Source organism: Stenotrophomonas sp. 62841_Sma, from assembly GCF_056482945.1.
This window is the reverse complement of sequence record NZ_CM151224.1, coordinates 2,692,291-2,715,245: the sequence shown is the minus strand read 5'-3', so window position 1 is coordinate 2,715,245 and position 22,955 is coordinate 2,692,291. Positions and strand designations below refer to the sequence as shown.

The 22,955-nt window shown below is 67.4% G+C and carries 19 protein-coding genes; 11 read left to right on the top strand and 8 right to left on the bottom strand.

The window, feature by feature from the left end; genetic code table 11:
• Window positions 1-69: 69 nt before the first annotated feature.
• Together ACZK5G_RS12600 and ACZK5G_RS12595 are read right to left on the bottom strand one after the other, a co-directional pair.
• Window positions 70-1,590 (bottom strand): thioredoxin family protein, encoded by a 1,521-nt coding sequence (locus tag ACZK5G_RS12600; protein WP_478463571.1) that lies wholly within the window; start codon window positions 1,588-1,590, stop codon window positions 70-72.
• 119 nt (window positions 1,591-1,709) lie between these two features.
• Complete coding sequence (locus ACZK5G_RS12595; protein ID WP_478463570.1) at window positions 1,710-2,159, bottom strand: GNAT family N-acetyltransferase; 450 nt, start codon at window positions 2,157-2,159, stop codon at window positions 1,710-1,712.
• A 66-nt stretch (window positions 2,160-2,225) separates the two neighbouring features.
• Between ACZK5G_RS12595 and ACZK5G_RS12590 the strand changes: the two genes are divergently transcribed.
• The 10 genes from ACZK5G_RS12590 (at window position 2,226) to ACZK5G_RS12545 (ending at window position 14,013) form a co-directional block, all read left to right on the top strand.
• Window positions 2,226-3,161 (top strand): TIGR03571 family LLM class oxidoreductase, encoded by a 936-nt coding sequence (locus ACZK5G_RS12590; protein WP_478463568.1) that lies wholly within the window; start codon window positions 2,226-2,228, stop codon window positions 3,159-3,161.
• A 125-nt stretch (window positions 3,162-3,286) separates the two neighbouring features.
• A complete protein-coding gene (locus ACZK5G_RS12585; RefSeq protein WP_329893663.1) occupies window positions 3,287-3,598 on the top strand; it encodes a DUF3817 domain-containing protein in 312 nt (103 codons plus the stop codon).
• 154 nt (window positions 3,599-3,752) lie between these two features.
• Window positions 3,753-4,949, top strand: a complete 1,197-nt coding sequence (locus ACZK5G_RS12580; RefSeq protein WP_478463566.1) for an MFS transporter — start codon at window positions 3,753-3,755, stop codon at window positions 4,947-4,949.
• On the top strand, window positions 4,946-6,139 hold the full coding sequence (locus ACZK5G_RS12575; protein WP_478463564.1) for an isochorismate synthase: 1,194 nt from the start codon (window positions 4,946-4,948) through the stop codon (window positions 6,137-6,139). The genes ACZK5G_RS12580 and ACZK5G_RS12575 overlap by 4 nt, the downstream gene beginning before the upstream one ends.
• A complete protein-coding gene (locus ACZK5G_RS12570) occupies window positions 6,136-7,788 on the top strand; it encodes a (2,3-dihydroxybenzoyl)adenylate synthase (protein WP_478463562.1) in 1,653 nt (550 codons plus the stop codon). Before ACZK5G_RS12575 ends, ACZK5G_RS12570 begins: the two co-directional genes overlap by 4 nt.
• The gene (locus ACZK5G_RS12565) at window positions 7,788-8,420 is read left to right on the top strand and encodes an isochorismatase family protein (RefSeq protein ID WP_049462780.1); all 633 of its coding nucleotides are present in this window, start codon (window positions 7,788-7,790) and stop codon (window positions 8,418-8,420) included. The genes ACZK5G_RS12570 and ACZK5G_RS12565 overlap by 1 nt, the downstream gene beginning before the upstream one ends.
• Entirely contained in the window at window positions 8,420-8,677 is a 258-nt protein-coding gene (locus ACZK5G_RS12560) for a phosphopantetheine-binding protein (protein WP_049462779.1), read from the top strand. The genes ACZK5G_RS12565 and ACZK5G_RS12560 overlap by 1 nt, the downstream gene beginning before the upstream one ends.
• On the top strand, window positions 8,674-12,564 hold the full coding sequence (locus ACZK5G_RS12555) for an amino acid adenylation domain-containing protein (RefSeq protein ID WP_478463560.1): 3,891 nt from the start codon (window positions 8,674-8,676) through the stop codon (window positions 12,562-12,564). The genes ACZK5G_RS12560 and ACZK5G_RS12555 overlap by 4 nt, the downstream gene beginning before the upstream one ends.
• Complete coding sequence (locus tag ACZK5G_RS12550; RefSeq protein WP_478463559.1) at window positions 12,555-13,313, top strand: 2,3-dihydro-2,3-dihydroxybenzoate dehydrogenase; 759 nt, start codon at window positions 12,555-12,557, stop codon at window positions 13,311-13,313. Before ACZK5G_RS12555 ends, ACZK5G_RS12550 begins: the two co-directional genes overlap by 10 nt.
• Before the next feature lie 253 nt (window positions 13,314-13,566).
• Entirely contained in the window at window positions 13,567-14,013 is a 447-nt protein-coding gene (locus tag ACZK5G_RS12545) for an REP-associated tyrosine transposase (RefSeq protein ID WP_478463557.1), read from the top strand.
• Between the two features lie 197 nt (window positions 14,014-14,210).
• Here the strand turns inward: ACZK5G_RS12545 and ACZK5G_RS12540 are convergent, their stop codons facing one another.
• The 3 genes from ACZK5G_RS12540 to ACZK5G_RS12530 all read right to left on the bottom strand — a co-directional run bounded on the left by ACZK5G_RS12540 (window position 14,211) and on the right by ACZK5G_RS12530 (window position 18,762).
• Window positions 14,211-15,668, bottom strand: a complete 1,458-nt coding sequence (locus ACZK5G_RS12540) for an esterase-like activity of phytase family protein (protein ID WP_478463555.1) — start codon at window positions 15,666-15,668, stop codon at window positions 14,211-14,213.
• 21 nt (window positions 15,669-15,689) lie between these two features.
• Entirely contained in the window at window positions 15,690-18,008 is a 2,319-nt protein-coding gene (locus ACZK5G_RS12535; protein WP_478463554.1) for a TonB-dependent receptor, read from the bottom strand.
• Window positions 18,009-18,297: 289 nt separating this feature from the next.
• Window positions 18,298-18,762, bottom strand: coding sequence for a YrhA family protein (locus ACZK5G_RS12530; protein ID WP_478463552.1), 465 nt, complete (start codon window positions 18,760-18,762; stop codon window positions 18,298-18,300).
• Between the two features lie 358 nt (window positions 18,763-19,120).
• Between ACZK5G_RS12530 and ACZK5G_RS12525 the strand changes: the two genes are divergently transcribed.
• Complete coding sequence (locus ACZK5G_RS12525) at window positions 19,121-19,453, top strand: hypothetical protein (RefSeq protein ID WP_478463550.1); 333 nt, start codon at window positions 19,121-19,123, stop codon at window positions 19,451-19,453.
• 228 nt (window positions 19,454-19,681) lie between these two features.
• Here the strand turns inward: ACZK5G_RS12525 and ACZK5G_RS12520 are convergent, their stop codons facing one another.
• From ACZK5G_RS12520 to ACZK5G_RS12510, 3 genes are read right to left on the bottom strand one after another with little or no spacing between them, the layout of a single operon-like run.
• Complete coding sequence (locus ACZK5G_RS12520; RefSeq protein WP_478463548.1) at window positions 19,682-20,119, bottom strand: DUF2894 domain-containing protein; 438 nt, start codon at window positions 20,117-20,119, stop codon at window positions 19,682-19,684.
• Window positions 20,049-20,687, bottom strand: a complete 639-nt coding sequence (locus ACZK5G_RS12515) for an OmpA family protein (RefSeq protein WP_046986176.1) — start codon at window positions 20,685-20,687, stop codon at window positions 20,049-20,051. Before ACZK5G_RS12515 ends, ACZK5G_RS12520 begins: the two co-directional genes overlap by 71 nt.
• Window positions 20,684-22,948 (bottom strand): DUF802 domain-containing protein, encoded by a 2,265-nt coding sequence (locus ACZK5G_RS12510; protein ID WP_478463546.1) that lies wholly within the window; start codon window positions 22,946-22,948, stop codon window positions 20,684-20,686. Before ACZK5G_RS12510 ends, ACZK5G_RS12515 begins: the two co-directional genes overlap by 4 nt.
• Window positions 22,949-22,955 lie beyond the last annotated feature (7 nt).

Below are 22,955 nucleotides of genomic sequence, written 5' to 3'. Positions count from 1 at the left end.
CCCCGCCCCCTCCTACACGGATCAACAAAAGCGCCGGCAGGCGAACCCGCCGCCAGCGCTTTCATCAACTCAACTCAACCAGTCCTTGCACGCACCATCCACCTGGTCACCGCAGGCCTGCTGCATCCGCAGCTGCAGCCGTGCCAGCGTCTCCGCACCCTGGTGCTTGCCGCTCCACGCCTTCAACTGCGCGGCAAGTCGCTCGAAGCGCTGGCGGGTGCGCTGGTGGTAACCCGACGGCTGTGCCTCCAGCTCGGCGATCAGCGACGCGGTCGCCTGCTCGATGCGCGGTGCATCGTCCGGCGCCAGCTTCAGCAGGCCTTCCACGTACAGCACGCCCCATTGCACGCGGGTGGCCGGGCCCTGTGCACCATCGTAGGCGCGCTTCAACCACTCCAGCGCACCGGCGGTGTCGCCGCGCTGCTCGGCCAGTTCGGCCAGCTCGGGCATGTAGTAGTACGGCTGCTCGCTGCGCTTCAGCTCGGCCAGCAACAGCGCCTCGGCACCCGCGTCGTCACCTACCTCGCGCAATGCGTACACCGCGCTGCTGATCGTGGCCTGGCGTGCATGCGCATCGGTGGCGGCGGCATCGGCAGCGGCCACGCGCTGCTTGACCCGCTCGACCAGCGGCGCGGGCAGTGCGCCCCTGGGCTGCTGCTGGCGGGCCAGCGATACTTCGGTCAGCGCACGCGACAACGCGTCGTCGGCGCGGTCACCGCGCTCGGCGTCGGCACGCTCCAGTGCGACCAGCAGCTGCTGTCCGAGCGTGTTGCTGGTGGCCGGGCCGGCACTGGCCTGCTTGACCAGCTGCACGCCTGCATAGCTGAGCAATTCACGATTGCGGCGCACTTCCGCCGGTTGTGCCAGTACGACCTGCAGCAGCTCGCGCACTTCGGTGGGCGAGGCATCGGGCTTTTCGGCTGTAGCCAGAGCCAGCAGGGCGAAACGGCGCTGCAGGGCGGCGTCCGGTGCGGCCTTGGACAACTGGCGCAGCACATCCTGGCTCCTGCGCTCGCCGGCCAGGCGGTTGGCGTCCACTTCCCAGCCGTAGTCGCCCAGCACCTGCCAGTCTTCGGCGGCCAGCCGGTCCGGCGTTGCCAGCGCGGTGGCCAAGGTGGCGGCAACAGCACTGCGGCGGCCTGCAGCGACGGTGAGGGCCCGGGTCAGTTCGGCGGCGTCATTGCCGCCAGCCACGCGGGTGATTTCGTTGCGCTGTGGGTCCAGCACGATCAGGGTCGGATAGCCGCGTACGCCGAAGCGTTCGCCCCAGGCCTGCGCACCTTCCTCGTCGCCATCCAGGTAGACGGGAACGAATTTGCTGGTCAGCGCGATGAAGGCCGGGTCCTTGAACAGGCCCGCCTTGAGCTGGTTGCACGGCGGGCACCAGACCGCACCCCAGTACAGCAGCACCGGCTTGCCGCTGTCGGCGGCTTCGGCGAAGGCATCGTCCACATCGCCCTGGCGCCAGGCGATGGCGGATGCCGGCGCGGGTGCCTCGGCAGGGTTGGCGGTGGATACCGGGGCCGGGGTGCAGGCGCTCAGCGCCGAAGCCAGCAGCAACACGGAAAGCGCGACGCGCATCGGCAGCATCTCGAAGGGCAGGGTGACAGGCCATTGTAGGAACCGCCGGGGAGCCTGCTGATTCAGTTTGCTTATGACAGGCGTGCCGCAGGGCATGACGCTCACCGGGCATTGCCGGGCGGATGCCTTCAGGCCGCTGCCCGCACCATCTGCTGGTACACCAGCCCGTTGAACTCGCCGACCTCCCCATCCAGCACAAAGCCATAGCGCAGGTAGGTAGGCACTGCGTTGAGCGAGGCGCGCACCGTCAGTACCGGCTCGCGTGCCTGCGGCAGCACGGCTTCGAACAAGGCATGGCCGATGCCCTGGCCCTGGCAGGCGGGATCGACGAACAGCATTGCCAGGTGCCGGCCCTCCTTCAGTTCGACCACGCCGACCACGCGCGCATCCTGTTCGGCCACCAGGATGTGGTTGTCACCCTGCAGGCGCGCACCAAATGCGTCGGCTGCTGCGACACTGCCGAAGGTGGCGATACCGGCAGCGCTGAGCGAAGGCGCCACCGCTGCAGTGAACGCAGCCAGGCACACCGCGCTGATCGCGGGCAGGTCATCGACGTGGGCAGGGCGGATCGTCGGCATGCAGTGTTCTTCCAGTGGTGGGCGGCGCGTCATCGTCGCCGCAGGTCTGCACGCTAAGCTGGCGGCATGAGTGATTTCAATCCTGCTTATGCTGCCTTGTTTCCGCAACAGGGTCTGAGCCTGGGCCTGATGACGCCTGTCGCCGCACATGGGCTGGCCGATCCACATGAAGCCAGGCGGATCGCGCGGTTGGCCGATGATCTTGGCTTCGCCGCGCTTTGGACCCGCGATGTACCGTTGATGGTGCCGCAGGGCCCGGATGCAACAGCGAGTGCGCTGGATGACCCGTTCCTGTGGCTGGGCATGCTGGCTGCCGCGACTGAGCGCATCGTGGTCGGCAGCGCAGCCATCGTGCTGCCATTGCGCCAGCCGCTGCAGGTGGCGAAGTCGGCCTTGAGCCTGGACCGGATCAGTGGCGGGCGCTTCGTGCTGGGCCTGGGTTCGGGTGACCGCCCGGAAGAATTTGCCGCGTTCGGTGAGGATCTGGAGGGCAGGGCGGCGGCGTTCCGTGAGCGCTGGACGTTGTTGCGCGCAGCGTTGTCACCAGAGGCCGATGAACGGACCGCCGTACTGCAGGCGACCGGTGGTTTCGACGTGCTGCCGGCGCCGGCAACGCGGATTCCGATGCTGGTGGTGGGTACTGCGCGGCAGAGCCTGCAATGGATCGCGCGTGAAAGCGAAGGTTGGGCAACCTATCACCGCGAGGAGGTTGCGCAGGAAGGACGCATCGGCCTGTGGCAGCAGGCGCTGGTGCAGCGCGGCGGGCCGGGCAAGCCGTTCGTGCAGTCGATGCTGCTGGACCTGCAGGCGGATCCGCAGGCGCCATCCGAGCCGCTGCCGCTGGGCCTGAAGGTCGGCCGCGATGGCCTGCGTGACTACCTGCTGCGCGTGCATGCGCAGGGTGTGGCGCACGTGATGTTCAATCTGGTCGACAACGGACGGCCGATGGACGCGGTGCTGCGCGAGATCGGCGAGCAGGTTCTGCCGGATGTGCTCCGGTAGATGTCCACCTTGGTGGACACGTTCCAGCAGTCGAGCACGGCTCGACTCTACATGGGGTTCGCATCTGCGTATCATTCGCATTTGATATCCCGATGCTGGAGCTCCGCGTGACCCAACGTTCCCCCATGCACCCGGCCGGACGCCTGTTCGCGGTGGTCGCTTTCATCGAGGCCGTGACCTGGGCCGGCCTGCTCATCGGCATGTGGATGAAGTACGGCCCGATGGCCAACGTGGCGCTGGTGAAGTTGTTCGGACCCCTGCACGGCGTGGCGTTCCTGGTCTATGTGGCGGTGACGCTGTTCGCGGCGGTGCGGCTGCGCTGGCCGTGGTGGGCCAGTGCCCTGGCACTGCTGGCGGCGATCCCGCCGCTGGTGACGCTGCCGCTGGAGTGGTGGTTCAAGCGCCGTGGCCTGCTGGGCCTGCGTGCAATGCGCTGAACCCACTGTTGCATGCCCATTCAAGAGAATGGGTATCAAATGCAAATACGAGCCGTTATCATTTAAGGATGGCATCGGGCCCTGAGCAGGACCGATGCCGGGCGGGGGCGTACAGACGCGCCCGGCCATCCTTTCCTGTTACGGCTGGTGTTTCATGCACGCACGTCCCGTCGTTCCCGGCTTGCCGGCGCTGGTGTTGGCTGCCCTGATCGGCACCATGGCGATGATGTCCTTCGTCGCCGTGATCGGTCCGGTGGTCCGCATGCTCGGTTTGTCCGAGTGGCATGCCGGCCTCTCGGTCACCGCCGCCGGTGTGTTGTGGATGCTGGCCGCGCGCCCGTGGGGCCAGCTCAGCGACCGCATCGGCCGCAAGCGCGTGCTGATGCTGGCGATGAGTGCCTACACCGTGGTCTACATCGCGCTGGCGGTGTTCATCGACGTGGCCCTGCAGGCGGTGCCGCCTGTGTTGGTATCGGTGCTGGTGCTGGTCGGTGCGCGTGGCCTGATCGGCCTGTTCTACGCCGCGGTGCCTCCTACCGCTGCCGCGCTGATCGCCGACAAGGCACCGACCGGCCAACGTGCGAAATTCCTCGCTCGCCTGGGCAGCGCCAACGCGCTGGGCATGGTGCTTGGCCCGGCCGCCGCTGGCTGGCTGGCCTATACGAATCTGTCGCTGGCGCTGTATGTGGCCGCATTGTTGCCGCTGCTTGCGCTGGCATTGCTGGCGTGGCGGTTGCCGGCCACACCGCCGGTGGAGAGCGCTTCTGCGCAACGCCGCCAGCCGATGAGCCGTCTCGACCCGCGCCTGCGCCTGCCACAGCTGGCGGCGTTCATCGCCATGATCTCGGTGACCATCGCGCAGGTCACGGTCGGCTTTTTCGCGATCGACCGCCTCGGCCTGGATGCAGCGGCGGGCGCGCGCATGGCGGGTATCGCGCTCACAGCGGTCGGCGTCGGCCTGATCCTGGCGCAGGCGCTGGTGATGAAGCTGGAGGTGCATCCGCGGCGCTGGATCATCCTGGGTGCGTTGATTTCCGGTATCGGTTTCGCTTCGGTGGCTGGCGTGCAGCAGGCCTGGCAGTTGCCGGCGGCGTACGCGCTGGCCGCGTTCGGCATGGGTTTCGTATTCCCCTCGTTCCAGGCGCTGGCCGCCGATGCGGTGGAGGCGCACGAGCAGGGCGCCGCGGCCGGCACGGTGGCGGCCGCGCAGGGGCTGGGCATGGTGGCCGGGCCGATGCTCGGCACGCTGTTGTATCGCGGCGGGCCCAGCCTGCCCTATCTGCTGGTGGGCGCGCTGCTGCTGTTGCTGTGCGCGCTGGCCGCCGCGTATCGGATGAAGGAGACCCCATGAACGATTCCCTGATGCAGGGCGCGTGGCCGGAGGCTGCGCCGCCGGCCCTGGATTCCATCGACGACGCGTCGTTGTTCCTGCTGCAGCATGCCGGCCAGCACGTGCACGCACGTGGCTGCCGCGCCGCGCTGCCGGCCGGTGCACTGGCGACGCTGGCAGAGCGCGTTTCGGAGTTCTTTGCCCAGCAGCGCGGTGGTCCGGGCCTGTTGGTTGGCGCGGTGCCGTTCGAACCGCGTGCGGACGATGCGTTGTACCAGCCCGAGCGCCTGTTGCCTGCGCTGGCATTGCAACCGCAGGCCGCACCGCCGCTGGACGGCGCCCTGCAGGCCGAACCTGTGCCGCAGGACTATGCGTCAGCGGTTGCCGCGGCGGTGCAGGTCCTGCGTGCGCCCGAGCAGAACCTGCACAAGGTGGTGCTGGCGCGCAGCCTGTTGGCACGCACCCGCCAGGCGCTGTCGCCGGACGTGCTGCTGGCGCGCCTGGGCGCGGATCCGTCGGTGGCGACCTACGCGGTGCCGTTGCCGGTGGAGCTGGGCCAGGCGCCGGCGTGGCTGGTGGGGGCAACCCCGGAACTGCTGCTGCGCAAGCGCGGTGCCGAACTGCTGTCGCATCCACTCGCCGGTTCAGCACGCCGCAGCGCCGATGCTGCCGAGGACGAGCGTGCCGCGCAGGCGCTGCTGGCCTCGACCAAGGACCATGACGAGCATCGCCATGTGGTGGACGCCATCGTCGAGGGCCTGGCACCGTACTGCAGCCACATCGATGCACAGCCACGGCCGGTGCTGCATGCCACCGCCAGCATGTGGCACCTGGGCACCCGCATCCATGCCACCCTGAAGGATCCGCAGACGTCTGCCGCCGACCTGCTGGCACAGCTGCACCCCACGCCGGCGGTCTGCGGTACGCCGCGGCTGGCGGCACTGCAGCGCATCCGCGAACTGGAACCGGTGCCGCGCGGCTTTTACGCCGGCGCCGTGGGCTGGCTGGATGCGCAGGGTGACGGCGACTGGTACGTGGCGATCCGCTGCGCACGCCTGCAGGGCACGCAGCTGCGCCTGTATGCCGGTGCCGGCATCGTCGCCGAATCGGAACCCGAGGCCGAGGTGGCCGAAACCGCGGCGAAGTTCGCTGCCCTGTTGAACGCGCTGGGTGTCCAGGAATCCGCGCCCGTCATCGAGCCTGCCGCATGACTACCTCCACTGATTCCTCCCGCCTGCCACTGCAGCAGGTGTGGCCTGATGAACTGATGGCGCGCTATCGCGAGGCCGGCCACTGGCGGGGCGAGACCTTCCCGGCGTTCCTGCGCGAGCGCGCGGAACGCTATGCGGATGACATCGCGGTGGTCGCCGGCGATGTCCGCCTGAGCTACGCGCAGCTGTGGCACGAAGCCGGTCGCATCGGTGCCGGACTGCTGGCACTCGGCCTGCAGCCCGGTGAGCGGGTGCTGGTGCAGCTGGGCAACACCGCCGGATTCATCACCACCGTATGCGGACTGTTCCGTGCGGGTCTGGTGCCGGTATATGCGTTGCCGGCGCATCGCATCACCGAGCTGGTGCACTTCGCCAACAAGGCCGAGGCCAGTGCCTACATCACTGCCGACCTGCACGATGGCTTTGATCATCGCGGGTTGGCGCGGGCGCTGCAGGCCGAGGTGCCGGCGCTGCGCCACGTGGTCATCGATGGCGATGCGGCGGAGTTCACCGCGCTGCAGGCGCTGCAGGGCGATCGCAGCGAGCTGCCGGCCGACCCGGATCCGCAGTCGGTGGCGTTCCTGCAGATCTCCGGTGGCAGCACCGGCCTGTCCAAGCTGATCCCGCGCACGCACGACGACTACATCTATTCGTTCCGCGCCAGCAATGACCTCTGCGGCATCGACCGCGACAGCGTCTACCTGGTCGCGCTGCCGGCCGCGCACAACTTCCCGATGAGTTCGCCCGGCTTCTTCGGTGCGCTGTATGCCGGCGCCCGCGTGGTGCTCAGCCCCGGTCCCGGCCCGGATGCGGCCTTCCCGCTGATCGCCCGCGAACAGGTGACCTGCTGCGGACTGGTGCCGTCGCTGGCGCTGCTGTGGGCGCAGGCGGCGGCAACCACTCCGCACGATCTGTCCAGCCTGCAGGTACTGCAGGTAGGCGGCGCCAAACTGGTACCGGAAGCCGCACGGCGCGTGATCGACGGCCTGGGCTGCACCCTGCAGCAGGTGTTTGGCATGGCCGAAGGCCTGGTCAACTACACCCGGCTGGATGATCCGGAGGAACTGATCGTGGCCTGCCAGGGCCGGCCGATCAGCCCGGACGACGAAGTGCGCGTGGTCGATGACCACGACCAGCCGGTGGCCGAAGGCGAAGTGGGCCATCTGCTGACCCGCGGCCCGTACACCATCCGTGGCTATCACAACGATGCGGTGGCCAACGCGCGCTCGTTCACCGACGATGGGTTCTACCGCACCGGCGACCGCGTGCAGCAGCTGGCCGGTGGCTATCTGGTGGTGCAGGGCCGTGCCGGTGACCACATCAACCGCGCGGGCGAGAAGATCTCCGCCGAGGAGATTGAAGATCACCTGCTGGCCCACCCCGGCGTGTTCGACGCCGCCGTGGTCTCCATTCCTGACGAGTATCTCGGTGAGCGCAGCTGCGCGTTCGTGATCCAGCAGGGGGAGCCGATCAAGGCGCCGGCACTGAAAGCCTGGATGCGTACGCGCGGCCTGGCGGCGTTCAAGGTGCCGGACCAGGTCGTGTTCGTCGACAGTTTCGATACCACCGCGGTCGGCAAGATCAGCCGCCGCGAACTGCGCGCGCAGCTGCGCGCGCGTCATCTGCAACAGACAGGAGGAACGCGCTGATGGCGCTGCCCCGCATCACCAACTATTCCTTGCCGACCGCTGCCGAACTGCCGCAGGCGCGCGGGCCCTGGCGCCCGCAACGCGATCGTGTCGCGCTGCTGGTACACGACATGCAGCGCTACTTCCTGGCCGCGTTCGATGCCGGAAACGCGCCGCTGCGGCCGGCGGTGGACAACATCGCGCGCCTGCTTGCGCATTGTCGCGCACATGGCATTCCGGTGTTCTACACCGCGCAGCATGGCGACCAGGACCGCCGCGACCGTGGCCTGCAGGCCGACCTGTGGGGCCCGGGCATGCGCCGCAGTGCCGATCATGAGCCGATCATCGAGGCGCTGGCACCACAGCCGGGCGAGCATGTGCTGGTGAAGCACCGCTACAGCGCGTTCCAGCGCAGCAACCTGGAGACGCTGATGCGGGTGCGTGGCCGCGACCAGCTGCTGGTCACCGGCGTGTACGCCCATATCGGCTGCACCGCGACCGTGGTGGAGGCGTTCCAGCGCGATATCGAGGCGTTCATCGCAGCCGATGCGGTGGCGGACTTTTCGCGTGCCGATCACGATCAGGCGCTGCACTGGATCGCACGCACCTGTGGCGTGCCGATGACCACCGATCAGTTGCTGGAGGTGCTGTGATGGCTGCCACGGGTGATGCGCTGGATCTGGAGCGGATGCGTGCCGACGTTGCGCGCGTGCTGGAGTGCACGCCGGCCGAGATCGGTGACGACGACAACCTGATCGACCTGGACCTGGACTCGATGCGCATGCTCGGCCTGGTCCTGGCCTGGGGCAACACCGGGTTGCCGCTGGAGTTCTCGCAGCTGGCCGAGCACACCACGCTGCGTCAGTGGTGGGGTGTGGTGCAGAAACTGCAGGCCGCGCAGAACGCATGAACGTCGCTGTGCTGGCCACGCCGGTGGCACTGACCGAGGCCCAGGCCGGACTGTGGTTCGCGCAGCGGCTGGCACCGGACAATCCGTCGTTCAATACCGCACATGCGGTGTGGATCGACGGTCCGCTGGATGTGGCCGCGTTCGTCGTCGCGGCAGACCAGGCAGCGGGCGAAGCCCAGGCCTTCGCACTGCGCTTTGCCGAGGGGGCCGACGGCCAACCGCTGCAGTGGCATGACCCGGCACATGTGCCGTTGCTTTCGCTGCGCGATATATCGGTCGAGGCCGAGCCGGCATCGGCGGCGCGTGCCCTGATGCAGGCCGACCGGCTCAGCGCGGTCGATCCGACCCGCGACCGCATAAGCCAGCAGGTGTTGTTCGATCTGGGTGGGCAGCGCTGGGTCTGGTATCTGCGTGTGCATCACCTTGCAGCCGATGGCTATGGCATGGCGCTGTTCACTGATCGCGTATGCGCCTTGTATGCCGGTCGTGCGGGTGAGGCACTGCCGGGACTGGCGGGCGTGCTGGCCGATGATGCCGCCTATCGTGCCGACCCGCGCCGCACGCAAGCCGGGCAGTGGTGGCGCGAACAGATGCAGGGCGCGCCGGCGGGCGCGGGCCTGGCCGGTACGCTCGCGGCCAGTGACGACGCGCTGCGCTGGGTGCAGCCGCTCGATGCTGCATTCCGTGAGCAGCTGCTGCAGGCATCGGTGCGTTGGCTGCAGCCCTGGCCGGATGTGCTGGCCGCGTTGTCGGCCGAGTACCTGCGGCGGATGAGCGCCGCCGATGAAGTGGTGCTGGGGGTGCCCTACATGGGGCGGCTCGGCAACGCATCGGCGCGGGTGCCGGCGATGGTGATGAATGTGCTGCCGCTGCGGGTGGCGGCCGGCGAGGGCAGTGCCGAGGCGTTTACCCGGGCATTGGGCCGGCAGCTCAGCCAGGGCCGCAAGCACGGCCGCTACCGTGGCGAGCAGTTGCGCCGCGACCTGGGCCTGGTGGGCGCGCAGCAGCGCCTGCACGGTCCGCTGGTGAATGTGCAGCCGTTCTACAAGCCACTGGCACTGAACGGCGTGCGGGCGACGCTGGAAGTGCTGTGCACCGGGCCGGTGGATGATCTGACGCTGGGCTTCCGTGGCGACGGCCAGCACCTGCTGGATCTGGAGATCGAAGCCAATCCCGCGTTGTACAGTCGGGAGGATGTCGAGGCGCACGCGACCCGGTTGCTGCATTTCGTATCGGCGGCGCTGGAGGCCGGAGACATCGCGGCGGTGCCGCTGGCCACCGTCGCAGAAGCGCAGCAGGTGGTGCATGGTTTCAATGCCACCGCGCATGCGCTGCCACAGACTACGTTGGTTGAACTGCTGCAACAGGGCATGGATCGTGATCCGCACGCGCCTGCGCTGGTGTTCGGCGACACCACGCTGGACTACGCAACGCTGGAAGCGCGGAGTTTCGCGCTGGCGGCACAACTGCGGGCGATGGCGGTCGGTCCGGGCAGTGTGGTGGCGGTGGCATTGCCGCGCTCGCTGGAACTGGTGATCGCGCTGGTGGCGGTGCTGCGTGCGGGTGCCGCCTACCTGCCGCTGGACCTTGCCCATCCCGATGAGCGCCTCGCGCGTATTCTCGCCTCGGCGCAGCCGGCGTGCGTACTGGCTGCGGCAGAGGTATCGGCGCGCATGGACGGTGTGCCGGTGCTTGCCCTCGACCAATGGACCGCGCTGAGTTTCGCAGCACCGTGGGCCGATCCGGCGCCCAGCGATGCAGCCTATGTGATCTATACCTCCGGTTCGACCGGCGAGCCGAAGGGCGTCGTCATCGAGCACCGCGCCATCGTCAACCGCCTGCTGTGGATGCGCGAGCACTACGGCATCCGTTCCGATGACCGTGTTCTGCAGAAAACCCCGGCCACGTTCGATGTTTCGGTCTGGGAGTTCTTCCTGCCGCTGCTGTGCGGCGCGACGCTGGTGGTGGCGGGCCCGGACGCGCATCGCGATCCGACCGAGCTGGCGCGGCTGATCCGTGCGCATGCCATCACCACCGCGCATTTCGTGCCGTCGATGCTCGACGCGTTCCTTGCCGCGCCGGCCTCCGAAGGCCTGCAGCTGCGCCGCGTGTTCACCAGTGGCGAGGCGCTGGACGCATCGCTGCGTGATCGTTTCCATGGGCGCGTGCAGGCCGAACTGCACAACCTGTATGGCCCGACCGAAGCAGCCGTGGACGTGAGCTACTGGCCGGCTTCGGCGCAGGATCGCTCACGGCCGGTACCGATCGGCTTCCCGGTCTGGAATACCCGCCTGTACGTGTTGGACGCGCGGATGCAGCCGCTGCCGGTGGGTGTGCCGGGCGACCTGTATCTGGGTGGCGTGCAGCTGGCGCGTGGCTACCTCGGCCGCGATGATTTGACCGCCGAGCGCTTCCTGGCCGATCCCTTCCTGCCAGGGGAGCGCATCTACCGCACCGGCGATGTGGCGCGCTGGCGCAGCGACGGCGCAGTCGAATACCTGGGCCGCAGCGACCATCAGGTAAAGCTGCGCGGCCTGCGCATCGAGCTGGGCGAGATCGAGGCGGCACTGCGCGAGCTGCCGGGCATGGATCGGGTGGAGGTGCTGCTGCGCCAGGACGCTCCCGGTGACGCCAGGCTGGTGGCCTACGTGCCTTCGGCACTTGCCGATGCGGCGACGCTGCGCAGCCATCTGGCCACGCGGGTGCCGGACTACATGGTGCCGTCGGCCTTTGTCGGCGTGGAGTACTGGCCGGTGACCGCCAACGGCAAGCTGGACCGCAACGCGCTGCCGAAACCACCGCAGCAGGAAGCGGGTGGACTGTTGCCGCGCACGCCGCTGGAACAGGAACTGGCCGCGCTGTTCGCACAGGCGCTGGGCCGCGAGACACCGGTGGCGGTGGATGCGGACTTCTTCAGCCTCGGCGGCGACTCGCTCTCGGCGGTGCACCTGCTGCTGGCCATCGAACAACGCTGGCGCTGTGACCTCGGCCTCGGTGCCTTGTTCGCGCAGCCGACCGTGGCCGCATTGGCGACGCGCATTGCCGAACCGCCGGCGCTGGCCGACCACGCATTGGGGCCGGTGATCTCGCTGGCTGCGGCTGACGCTGATGGGCCCACTCCGTTGTTCGTGCTGCACCCGGCCGGTGGCATCGCCTGGAACTACCGGACGCTGGCGCGCGCCCTGCAGCCGGCACGCCCGGTATATGGCCTGCAGTCGCCCGCGCTGGATCCGAAGCAGCCGTTGCCGTCCAGCATCGAAGCCATGGCCAATGACTATGTGCAGCGGGTGGTCACGCTGCAACCGAAGGGACCGGTGCATCTGCTGGGCTGGTCGGTGGGCGGCATCCTCGCCCAGGCGATGGCGGTGCGTCTGCATGAAATCGGGCGTGAAGTCGGTGAACTGGTGCTGCTCGACGCCTACCCCAGCGAATGCTGGCGGGCTGAGCCGGAACCCGATGCCATCGCCGCATTGCGTGCGCTGCTGGCGATTGCAGGCCATGACCCGGAGGCGCATCCGGAGCTGGACAGTCGTGAACGCATTCTTGGTTTCCTGCGCCGTGGCGGTAGTGCGCTCGGCAGCCTGCCGGATGTAGTGCTCGATGGCGTGGTGCGTGCGGTGACCGGCACCAACCGGTTGATCCGCGAGCACATCCACCAACCGTTCGACGGCACGCTGGTGCACGTGCGCGCTGGCCGGGATCATCAGGCGCGGCCGCAGCTGCAGTCGGCGTTGTGGCGCACGCACGCGCGCAGGGTGCAGGCGCTGGAGCTGCCGTTCCTGCATGCCGAGCTGACCGGCCGCGATGCGGTGGCGCAGCTGGCACCGTGGTTGTCGGCGCGCCTTCGCCACTGGGATGAGCAAGAGGAGATCGCAACATGCAGTTGACCGGCTTTGAAGGTCGCGTGGCACTGGTGACCGGCGCCGCCGGCGGCATCGGCGAGGCACTGGTACGGCTGTTGGCCGAGGCCGGCTGCACGGTGGTGGCAACCGATCGCGAGGCGCCCGTGGTAGTGGATGCACGTGTGCAGGCGTTTGCGCTCGACGTGACCGACAGCGCGGCGGTGGACGCCCTGGTGGATCGCGTGGAAGCCAGCATCGGGCCGATCGGCCTCGCCGCTAGCGTGGCCGGGGTTCTGCAGGTGGGTGCCGTTACCGAGACAACAGATGCCGACTGGCGCCGGGTGTTCGCGGTCAATGCGGATGGCGTGTTCCATGTCGGGCGTGCGCTGGCGCGGGTGATGTCACCGCGAGGCCAAGGCGCGATCGTCACCGTCAGTTCGAATGCGGCCGGGGTACCGCGGCACGGCATGGCCGCCTATGCCGCGTCCAAGGCCGCCGCCACGATGTTCACCCGCTGCCTCGGGCTGGAGCTGGCGCCGCTGGGCATCCGCTGCAACATCGTCGCCCCGGGTTCAACGCTGACCCCGATGCAGACCGGCATGTGGCAGGACGAGCACGGTGCCGAGCGGGTGATCGCCGGAAACCTGGAGACGTACAAGGCCGGCATCCCGCTGCGCAAGCTGGCGACCCCGGAAGACATTGCCCATTCGGTGATGTTCCTGCTCTCCGAGCAGGCCGGGCACGTGGCGATGAGCGACCTGTACGTCGACGGCGGCGCCACCCTGCGCGGCTGAGTCCTGTCGATACCGGCCGGCAACCCATGGCCCCGGTAGTGCCGGCCGCTGGCCGGCAGCCCATAGTCTCCGGTAGTGCCGGCCGCTGGCCGGCAACCCATAGTCTCCGGTAGTGCCGGCCGCTGGCCGGCAACCCATAGTCTCCGGTAGTGCCGGCCGCTGGCCGGCAACCTCATTCAACTTCAGACATCTCCGAACTTCCATCGAGGCATGGCCTGACGTTCAACGCGCAATGATCGCTCCACCATGGGGCATGAGCAGCCATCGCCTCCGCCTGGGCCGTCACTCGATCATCGGCCAGGTCTACGTTCTGACAACGACCACACATCAGCGCGGCCGGCTCTTTGAAAGCGAAGCTGCAGTGGCATGTGTAATCGACCAGCTTCATTACATCGAACAGCGCGGGCTCGTACAGTCACTCGCGTGGGTCGTCATGCCGGATCACGTCCACTGGATGTTCGAGCTGCGTGCAGCTCACCTTTCAGGCATTGCGCGCCGAATGAAGTCGTCGAGCGCGCTTGCCCTGAATCGCCTGGCGGGTCGTCGAAGTACGGTGTGGCAGCCTGGCTACTTCGACCACGCCGTGAGGGCCGAGGAGTCGCTGGCGCGGCAGGCGCTGTACATCCTGGGGAATCCGGTACGCGCCGGTATTGTCCAGCTGATTGGCGAGTACGCGCATGCGTGGTCGGCCTGGACGTGATGCCGGCCAGCGGCCGGCACTACCGGTTGCGGTGAGGGCTGAGCAGGCGCTGTACATCCTGGGGAACCCGGTACGCGCCGGTATTGTCCAGCTGATTGGCGAGTACCCGCATGCGTGGTCGATATGGGCGTGATGCCGGCCAGCGGCCGGCACTACCAGGCTTTCGAGCGAGACGGTTGCGGCAATACCCGTTGCGGTCAGGGCAGCGTCAGGCGGTAGACCAGAACGCGGTTGTCGTTGTCGTACGGGCTGTCGCAGGATTGGCCCTGCATGCGGCAGTGGCGGGCGATGAAGTCGTTGTCGTTGCCGATCAGCAACAGCACGTCGTTCGGATGCTGCGGGTCCAGCGCTGGCAGTACGTCCATGGCTTCCCACTTTTCCGAGAGCAGCCCGGCATGCGGGCCGCGCTTGGTGTTCAGGTCAAGGCCGGCACGCGCCAGCTGGGGGCGGTCGAGCAGGTTCAGCAGTTCGTCGCTGCGTGCGGGCACGATGCCGTCCTTCAACACGGTGCCCGCCGGGTCGGCCAGCACCGAGGCCGTACCGGACTCATAGTTGCTTCCTGCCAGGTTGCTGGCATCGGCCACATCCACCAGCAGCACCGACTTGTAGACGATCGGGTCATCGCCGTCCTTGCCCAGACCGTTGCCATCGCGGGCCAGCAGCAGGAAGCGGTGGGCATCCAGTGCACGCAGCTCGCTCTGCGCGGCGGTACGGTCCAGCTTGCCCTTGCCGTCGTGTGCATAGGCGGGCAGGGCCATCACGTAATGGCCGATCGGTTGCTGCGGCGTCGGCGAGGCCGTCACGTCGTAGACCAGCACGCGGGTGTTGATGCGCCCGGCCGCGTTGCCTTTTGCGCTGTCCTGCAGCGTCGCGCTCTGAAGGGCCACGAACAGGCGGGTACCGTCGGGGGACAGGCCCATGCCTTCCACGCCCTGGTTGTTGCGGCGCCCAGTCTGCGGCGCCGCCAGCGAACCGAAGGCGGGCTTGCCATCGCGCTGCGGACGGATCGCCGGCGGCGCCATGATCACGCCCTGCAGCTGGCCCTGTGCATCGAAGTAGTAGAGGTTGGCGGTGTACTCATCGCCGATGTAGAAGTGGCCATCGGCGGTGAACTGCAGCGACTCCGCATCCAGCGAGACCTTGCCCGCGCCTGCGCCGCTGGCCGGTGAGGGCAGCACCACATCGCGCTGGGTGATCGTGTGCTCACCCGGGTCGGCGCCGGTGAACGGCTGGCCGTTGAAATCCTTAAGTACCACGCCCTTGTCGGGCACCATGCTCAGCGTGCCAAGCGCAGGCTTGCCCGGGGCAACGTCGATGCGCAGCTGCATGCGCTCCACGCGACCGGCGTAGTCGTAGAACAGGCCGGCCTCGGGATCATTACGACCGCGGTCGGGCAGGGTCCACAGCACGCCTTCGTAGCCGCTGGCGGTGCGCTTCCAGGTGCCAGGCTGTACTGCCAGCGACGAGAACGAGCCCAGCGTGTCGCCGAGGAAGTCCACCGTGCCCGCCGGCAGCCGCCCGGCGGTGACCAGGCCCTTGTCCACATAGGTACGACCGCCCAGCTGCAGGGTGCGCGGTGGTGCACCCGTTGCCTCATGCGGAGCGGAGTATCCGCTGGCGGAGAGGGTGGCCAGCAGCAGGGCGGTCGTGAGCATCAGTGGACTCCGGGCGGAAGATCAGAAGCGAAGGTCGATCGTACCGAACACCTGGCGCGGTGCCGAGGCATGGAACACGTACAGCTTGCCGGCCGGGTCGCTGGGCGCGAACACGCTCGAATCCAGGTTGCTGGCGTAGCGCTTGTTGGTCAGGTTGGTCACGTTGAACGACAGGCGCATGCCCTTGGCGAAGCCGAGCTGGCCGAAGTCGTAGCCGCCGGCCAGGTCGAATACGGTGAAGCCGCCGAAGCCCTGGTCGTTGGTGTAGGTGTAGAAGCGCTCGCCGGTGTACTTGCCACGCAGGCTGGCGAACCAGCCGTTGTCGCGCCAGGTGATCTCGGTGGCCAGCAGCTGCTTGGGCGTGTCGGTCTGGATCTTGCCCTTGATCTGCTGCTCGACACCGGCCTGCACGTAGTTGGAGGCGTAGGTCGAACGGTTCAGCGACGCCGAGGTGTACCAGCTGAAGTGCTCGTTCGGGGTCCACAGCACGGTGAGCTCGGCACCACGGCTGTCGACGCCGCCAACGTTGTAGAAGCGGTTGCCGCAGGTCGGGCCGACCGGTTGGCGCGAGTCACAGGGGTTGTACTGCAGCAGGCGGTTGTCGAAGCGCACGCTGTAGGCCGCGATCGAGGCCTGCAGGGTATCGGTGACGAAGCGGTAGCCGGCTTCCAGCGAGCGTGACTCCTCCGGCTTCAGGTTGCCCTGAGCGTTCCAGGTGGCCTGGCTGACCGCCTGCGGACCGAGCTTGAAGCCGCCCTGGAACATGGCGATGTTCTCGGCATAGCTGGCGAAGATCTCGTGGTGCTCGGCCAGGCGGAAGTTGGCGCCGATGCTGGGCAGGAAATTCTTGCTGGCCTTCAGCGAGCCGGTGGCGAACTGGTTGTTGGAGGTCGGCGAGATCGGCGTCTTCGCATCGCCCGGCAGTGCTTGTGCATCGGAGGTGGCGTGCGGGCTCTTGGCGCCGAACTCCAGGGTCAGGCGGTCATCGAGCAGGCGCCAGGTGTCCTTCAGGAAGAACTGATGGGTCTTCCAGCGCGTGCGCTGGGCGAACACGCCGACATCGGAGGGCAGGGTGTTCATGCCACTCAGGTCACGCGGGCCGTCCACGGCGGTCTGGTAGCGCTCGGCGCTGCTGGTATTGCGCTCGTACCAGACGCCGCCTTCGATGCGGTGCGCGCCCAGCTCCCAGTCGAACGACAGCGTGCCGCCATCGCGGTCGATGGTGTAGATGGTGTTGCGGAAGATGATCGGGATTTCCTGCGCAGTACCCTTGTGCGAGTACGCGCCGCTGTTCCAGTTGTGGCCTTCGCTGCGGTCGTCGTGGTGGTAGGCCAGGGCACGCAGGCTGAAGCCATCGGCCAGGAAGAAGTCGCCGGCCAGGTAGTACAGGTTATCGTCGCGCAGGATCTGGCCGGCGGTGAAGGCGCCATCGGCGTCCTTGTCCGGGCCGCTGCTGTCGCACTTCTTCGCGTTGAGGCTGGCGGTATTGCAGTAGGCCTTGGCCACCGCCTTGTTCCAGTCCGGCGCATAGCCGCCCCAGTCCCAACCCAGCCCGCGCGACATCTCGTCCTTGGACAGGTAGAAGTAGTCGGCCTGGGTGGTGCGCGAGGTATCGACGAAGCCGGTGATCTGGCCGCGGCCGAAGTTCCACACGCCCTTGGCATTGAACTGCTTGGTGGTGGACTTGTTGTAGGCGGTCTGGTCATTCCACAGATCGGAGACGGCATTCATGCCGGAAACGTAGCCGGAGAAGCCGTTGTACTCCCCGCTGTCCACGCGCACGAAGGTGCGGCGGTTGGCATCGCTGCCGAAGGTCTGCACCACGCGGCCGCCGAGTTCCTGGGCCGGGCGGTCGGAGGTATAGGAAATGGTGCCGCCGAGGTTGCTGGTGGATGGCGTACCGAGGCTGCCGATGCCCACCGCCAGTTCGGCGCCGGCCATGTTCTCGCTGATCAGCGCACGGTTGATGGTCAGGCCGTTGTAGTTGTTGTACGCACCGTCGCCCAGCGGCACGCCGTCCAGCGTGTAGCCGAGGCGGGTGGAGTTGAAGCCACGCAGGCTGAGCGTCATCGACTGCTCATTGGTGCCCAGTGCATCGGCCGACTGCGCGTTGACGCCCGGCAGCAGGTTCAGGGTCTTCTGCAGGCTGGTACCCGGCGGCAGGATGTCGAGGTTCTCGCGGGTGATGCGCTGCACCTGGCGCGCTTCACCGCTGCCGATCACCGAGACGGCGTCCAGGTCGGTTGCGGAGGCGGTGCTGGAGGTCGGGGCAGCGTCCTGCGCCCAGGCCGCGGGAGCAAGCGCGATGGACAGCGCGGCGGCCAACAAAGTCTTCGTCATGTTACGGACACTCAGGCAGGCACGAGCCACCGCCGGTTTGGGGAGCTCATGGAGTTCGGGAGGGGAGACGACGGATGCGACCGGTGGCGCTGCAGGCGCCGCGTGGTCAACGTGAAAATGGTGCGCTACATAGATGACTGTCTGGTGACATTGTCATCTGACGTTTAGTGATGAACTGTAGAGCCGAGCCCATGCTCGGCTGCATTTGGATGGAGCCGAGCGTGGGCTCGGCTCTATAGGGGGACTCAGCCGCGGTACGGGCTTCGATTGCCTCCAGCCCAGGTTGCGGTCAGCCGTGTTGTTCGATCAGATCGAGTATGTGGGAGAGAAGCCCGTCGAAGGACTCGAATTCCTCATAGACGTTATCGAATGCAACTCTGTCGCGGATCTGATACCTGCCGGTCCCGGATGCGAAAACATAGCAATCCATATCGCTCTCCCCGAGCTCTACATAGGCGTCCATGAAGTCCAGGTCTCGCGCCAGGACGTTCATATCCACCAAAGCAGGGGATGACCCACCATCAGGGCAGGAGCGTGGAATGCTCGAGTAGAGAGACACTCCCTCTGCCATCAGTCCATCGTGGCGTGAAAGGAAGTCCAGATAGGGCTCCGGCAGGGCGGTGCCCAGCGTAGAACGGGCCAGGTCCTGGAGTGCTTCGATGCTGGATCGTTCGAGTGAAGGGCCAAGGAAAAACTCGGCGTGGTTGAGCGTCCCGCGGAGCTTGAGAAGCCTGGCGTCCAGTGAAGTCTGCATCTGCTGGGTGGGAACTCGTGTTCAATGAAGGCACGCAGACAGTGGGGTCATTGCTCATCCGGCGTCAATGCCAAGCGTCGCTTTGCATCTGGTAGATGCCAATCTTGGTTGGCACAGTTGGCGTCAATCGACGCATTGTGGTCATCAATGGCCATTGCCGCTCGGAAGCTGGCGCAATTGACCCGGTAATCGCTGCAGCCATCGCCAAGCATCGGCGACTGTACGGCCAGCGGGATACATGCGGTGCCGATCCAGACTGCTATCTGCAGCGCTTCAATCCGCAGTCCTGTGCCAGTCGCGCACTCATGAATGTCACGCTTGGATAGGAATTTCGTGCATGTTTGAATGTGGCTGGTAAATGAATGCACAGTTGCGGGCGGTTTGGAGGGGGGGTATGCGATATCAACTAGAGACAGTGAAAAGGCACTTGGCGCAGCGCAAGCGCCTCTGGCTGGACCGCGAATTTGCTGAGGGTGATGAGACCTACAAGAGAGAGTTCTTCATAAAGCTTCACGGCGGGGCCGTGTACGTCGGCCTTGATGAATACCTCGAGGGGTATGAGGATGCTACAGATCTCTACAGGCGGTACATCCGAAGGTCATTCGATACCCTGCCTGAGGCGATGGACTTCGTACTTGGCGAGTTGGGTGTGGACGAGCTGGACATTGCTGCCGGGTGCAAATCGAGTTGAGTTTTTTCATGGACTCGACTCGTTCCTACAGGCATGCGTTCGCGAGGAGGCTTGGCGCACGTTCAATCCGGTTGCGTCACGAAGACTCGAGACGGGCATCAAAGGTGTGCAATTGTTTGGCGCCTCGCCCATTAGCCGAGCATGGCTCAGCTCTACCGCGGCATTCGTGTCATGGCATGCAAATCGGCGGGTGGTTGGCGCCAACCAAGGTTGGCCTCTACCAGACGCCTATCCCGCAGTGCGGGACTTGCGCGTGCGCTTGGGCTTCGCGGTGTCGGCGGCGCTGGCGGCGCCATCCTGCAGCGCCTGCAGCCAGGACAGGGTGTCCACGTAGTCGATGAAGTGGCGCAGGTAACCGGGGCTGGTCGATTGCATTGTGTCCAGCATGCGTTGCACCAGCACCGCCGAATTCAGCGGACCGCCATCGGCCGGGGCCTCGGTGCGCAGCGAGCGGCGCACCTGCAGTTCGCTGCGCAGTTCCGACCACTCGCGCTGCACCTGCTGCAGCATCGGTACCTGCGGGTAATGCGGCAGCGAACGCGATCCCGCATCGAGATCGCGCACCAGTGCGCGCAGGCCATCCAGTGCGGGCGGCTTACTTGGCATCCGCGGCCTTGGGCTTGGGAATCGGCGCAATTTCCACGCGACGGTTGCGCGCGCGGCCATCTTCGCTGGCATTGGAGCTGACCGGTTGTTCGCTACCGAAGGCAGCGGCGAATACGGCGTCGGCCGGTACGCCGTCGGCGATCAGGGTGCGGGTCACGGTCAGCGACCGCTGCGCCGACAGCTCCCAGTTGTCGGCGAAACGCCGGTTGCCTTCGCGTACCGGCGCGTCATCGGTGAAGCCGCTGACCATCAGGATCTCTTCGCGCGTGCCCAGGTAGGCGGCCAGCGGCGCGGCCAGGCTGCGCAGCAGCTCCTGGCCTTCCGGCTGCAGCTGGTCCGAGTTCAGTGCGAACAGCACGCTGCCACTGATGCCGATGCGGCCATCCACCAGCGTCACGCGACCGGCGGCGAGCGGGCCGGCCAGCGCCTGTTCCAGCGTCTGCAGTCGCTTGGCTTCGGCCTGGCGCTGCTTCACTTCCTGGTCCAGCCGCTGCGACAGTTCCAGCTGCACGGCAACCACACCGACCAGTATCAGCACGAACGCACCCAGCAGCACCGACATCAGGTCGCCGAAGGCGGCCCAGATCGGGGCGTGCGAACCGCCGTCGACCTCCAGCTCGTCGCTCATGCGCTGCCGGCCTTGCCGCGGCGCGTGGCCAGCTGCTGCAGTTCTTCCATCACCTGCTTCTGCGACAGCAGGCTGAGGTCGACCACCTCGCGTGCCTGCGCCACGTAGTAGGCCAGCTGCTCGTCGCTGCGGGACAACGAGGCATCCAGTGCGCCGCCGATCTGTTCCAGGCGGCCGGACAGCTCGGTGGAGGCGCTGCCGAACTGCGCGACCGCCTCACCGAAGGCGCCGGCCAACTGGCCAACGTCGCCCGCGCTGCCGCTGAGCGCTGCGGCAATGCCATCCAGCTTGCCGGTCTCGGCGGCGATATGGTCGGTGAAGCGGTTGCCGACGCGTTCCAGCAGCTCGGCCGAACCACCTACCAGTGCGTCCACGGCGGTGCGCTGTTCGTGCGAGGCATGGTTGATCGCATCGAGCAGGGTCTGTACGGTGGCCAGCAGCCGGCCGCGTTCTTCCAGCATCGCGTTGTCGCGCACCAGGCTCTCGGAGAGCGTACTGCGCAGCTCGTTGATGACATCGGCGGCAGCCTTCGGTGCAGCGGCCGCGGTCTGCAGCAGGGTGGACACTTCCGCCAGCGTGGCGCTGGCCTGGGCGCGACCGTTTTCGCCGATCTGCTGTGCGGTGGCCGCCAGCGTGTCGCAGACCTGCTGCTGCTGCGCGGCCAGGCGTTCACCGTTGGCCTGCAGGCGCTCGGCCAGATCGGTGGAAACATGCTGCAGGGCATCGCTCCAGCGCTGCAGGCGCTGTTCGTCGCCGGCCTGCAGCTGGGCCTGCAGCGCGGCGTGGGCCTGCTGCAGTTCGGCGCTGACCGCATCCCAGCGTGCCTGGCGCTGCTGCTCGCGGCTGTCCAGGCGGGCCTGCAGTTCGGCGTGCGCGGTCGCGGCGGCGGCTTGAGCGGCCTGCCACTGCTGCGAGCGCTGCTCTTCATGATCCTGCAGCAGCGCCTGGCTGGCGCTGTGATGCTGTTCCAGTGCCTGCAGCAGCGCCTGCGCACGCGCGTCCAGATGCTCGCTGGTGGCCAGCAATGCCTGCTGCTGGCGTTCGACCAGCGCGGTATTCAATGCCTGCTGCTGTTCGGCGGCGGCGCGCCAGGCCTCGGCATTGCCGCTGGCATCGGCCTGCAGGCGCTCGCCGATGCGCGCGACCAGTGCTTCCGCCTGCGTGCCCTGGCCATCGCTGAAGGCCTGCAGGTGCTGACGCAGATCACTCACCAGTGCCTGCTGTGTCTGGCTCTGTTCACTCAACGCCTTGGCCCAGCTGGCTTCGGTGGCGGCGCGGCTGCGCTCGAAGCCTTCGCTCAGGCCAGACAACTGCTGCTGAACCGCCTGTTCGACACGGGCATGCAGCGCCTCACCATGGTGGGCCAGTCCGGCCAGCGTGGTCTCGGCCATCGGCTGCAGCGCGCCACCGATGGCGGCGGCGCTGGCCTCGGCACCTTCGCGTAGCGACTGCTGCAGCGAGACGGCCAGGCGTTCCTGCAGCGCCTGGCTCTGGGTCAGGAACTCGGCCTGGCCGGCCAGCAGGCGCTCATTGGCGGCCGCACTGTGCTGTTCAAAGGTCCTGGTCATCGCCTGCAGGCGGTCGACCAGCGCCGGCAGCGCGGCGGATTGTGCCTGCAGCAGGCGCAGCGATTCGGCGCGCTGCCAGGCCTGCGAGTACGGGTGCAGGTCGCCGGCAATGGCACGGTCCAGCTGCTGCACGGCCTGCAGGCGGTCACGGCGCAGCAGCGCTGCCAGCAGGCCGAGCATGGCCGAGCTCGCCACACCGGCGATCGAGGTGCCGAATGCAACCGCCAGACCCTGGACCGGCGACGCCAGTGAGCCGCGGATGGCGGCCATGTCGGTCGCGCTCTGCAGGGCCAGGCCGGTGCCGCGCAGGGTGTCCATCATGCCCAGCAGGGTGCCGAGCATGCCCAGCAGCACCAACAGGCCAACCAGGTACGGGGTCAGTACCGGCGCGGGCAGGGCGGTGCGCTCGCCTTCCACGCGCAGGCGCACGGCGTTGCGCAGGCCCATCGGCACGCGCTCCAGCCAGGGGGCAAGGCTCTCCTTCGCGCTGGACAGGTCACTCAGTGCGCTGCGCAGGCCGTTGCTGGCCTGGCGGTAGCGGTACAGCTCCACGCCGCCGGCGATGTAGCAGGCCGCGATGATTGCCGCCACCGCTGCACCCAGCGGATGCACCGAAACGTAGCCAATGCCGATCCAGCACACGGCCAGCAGGCCGACAAGGAAAACAACGACATGGAAAGCAGTTCTGGACATGGTGTTC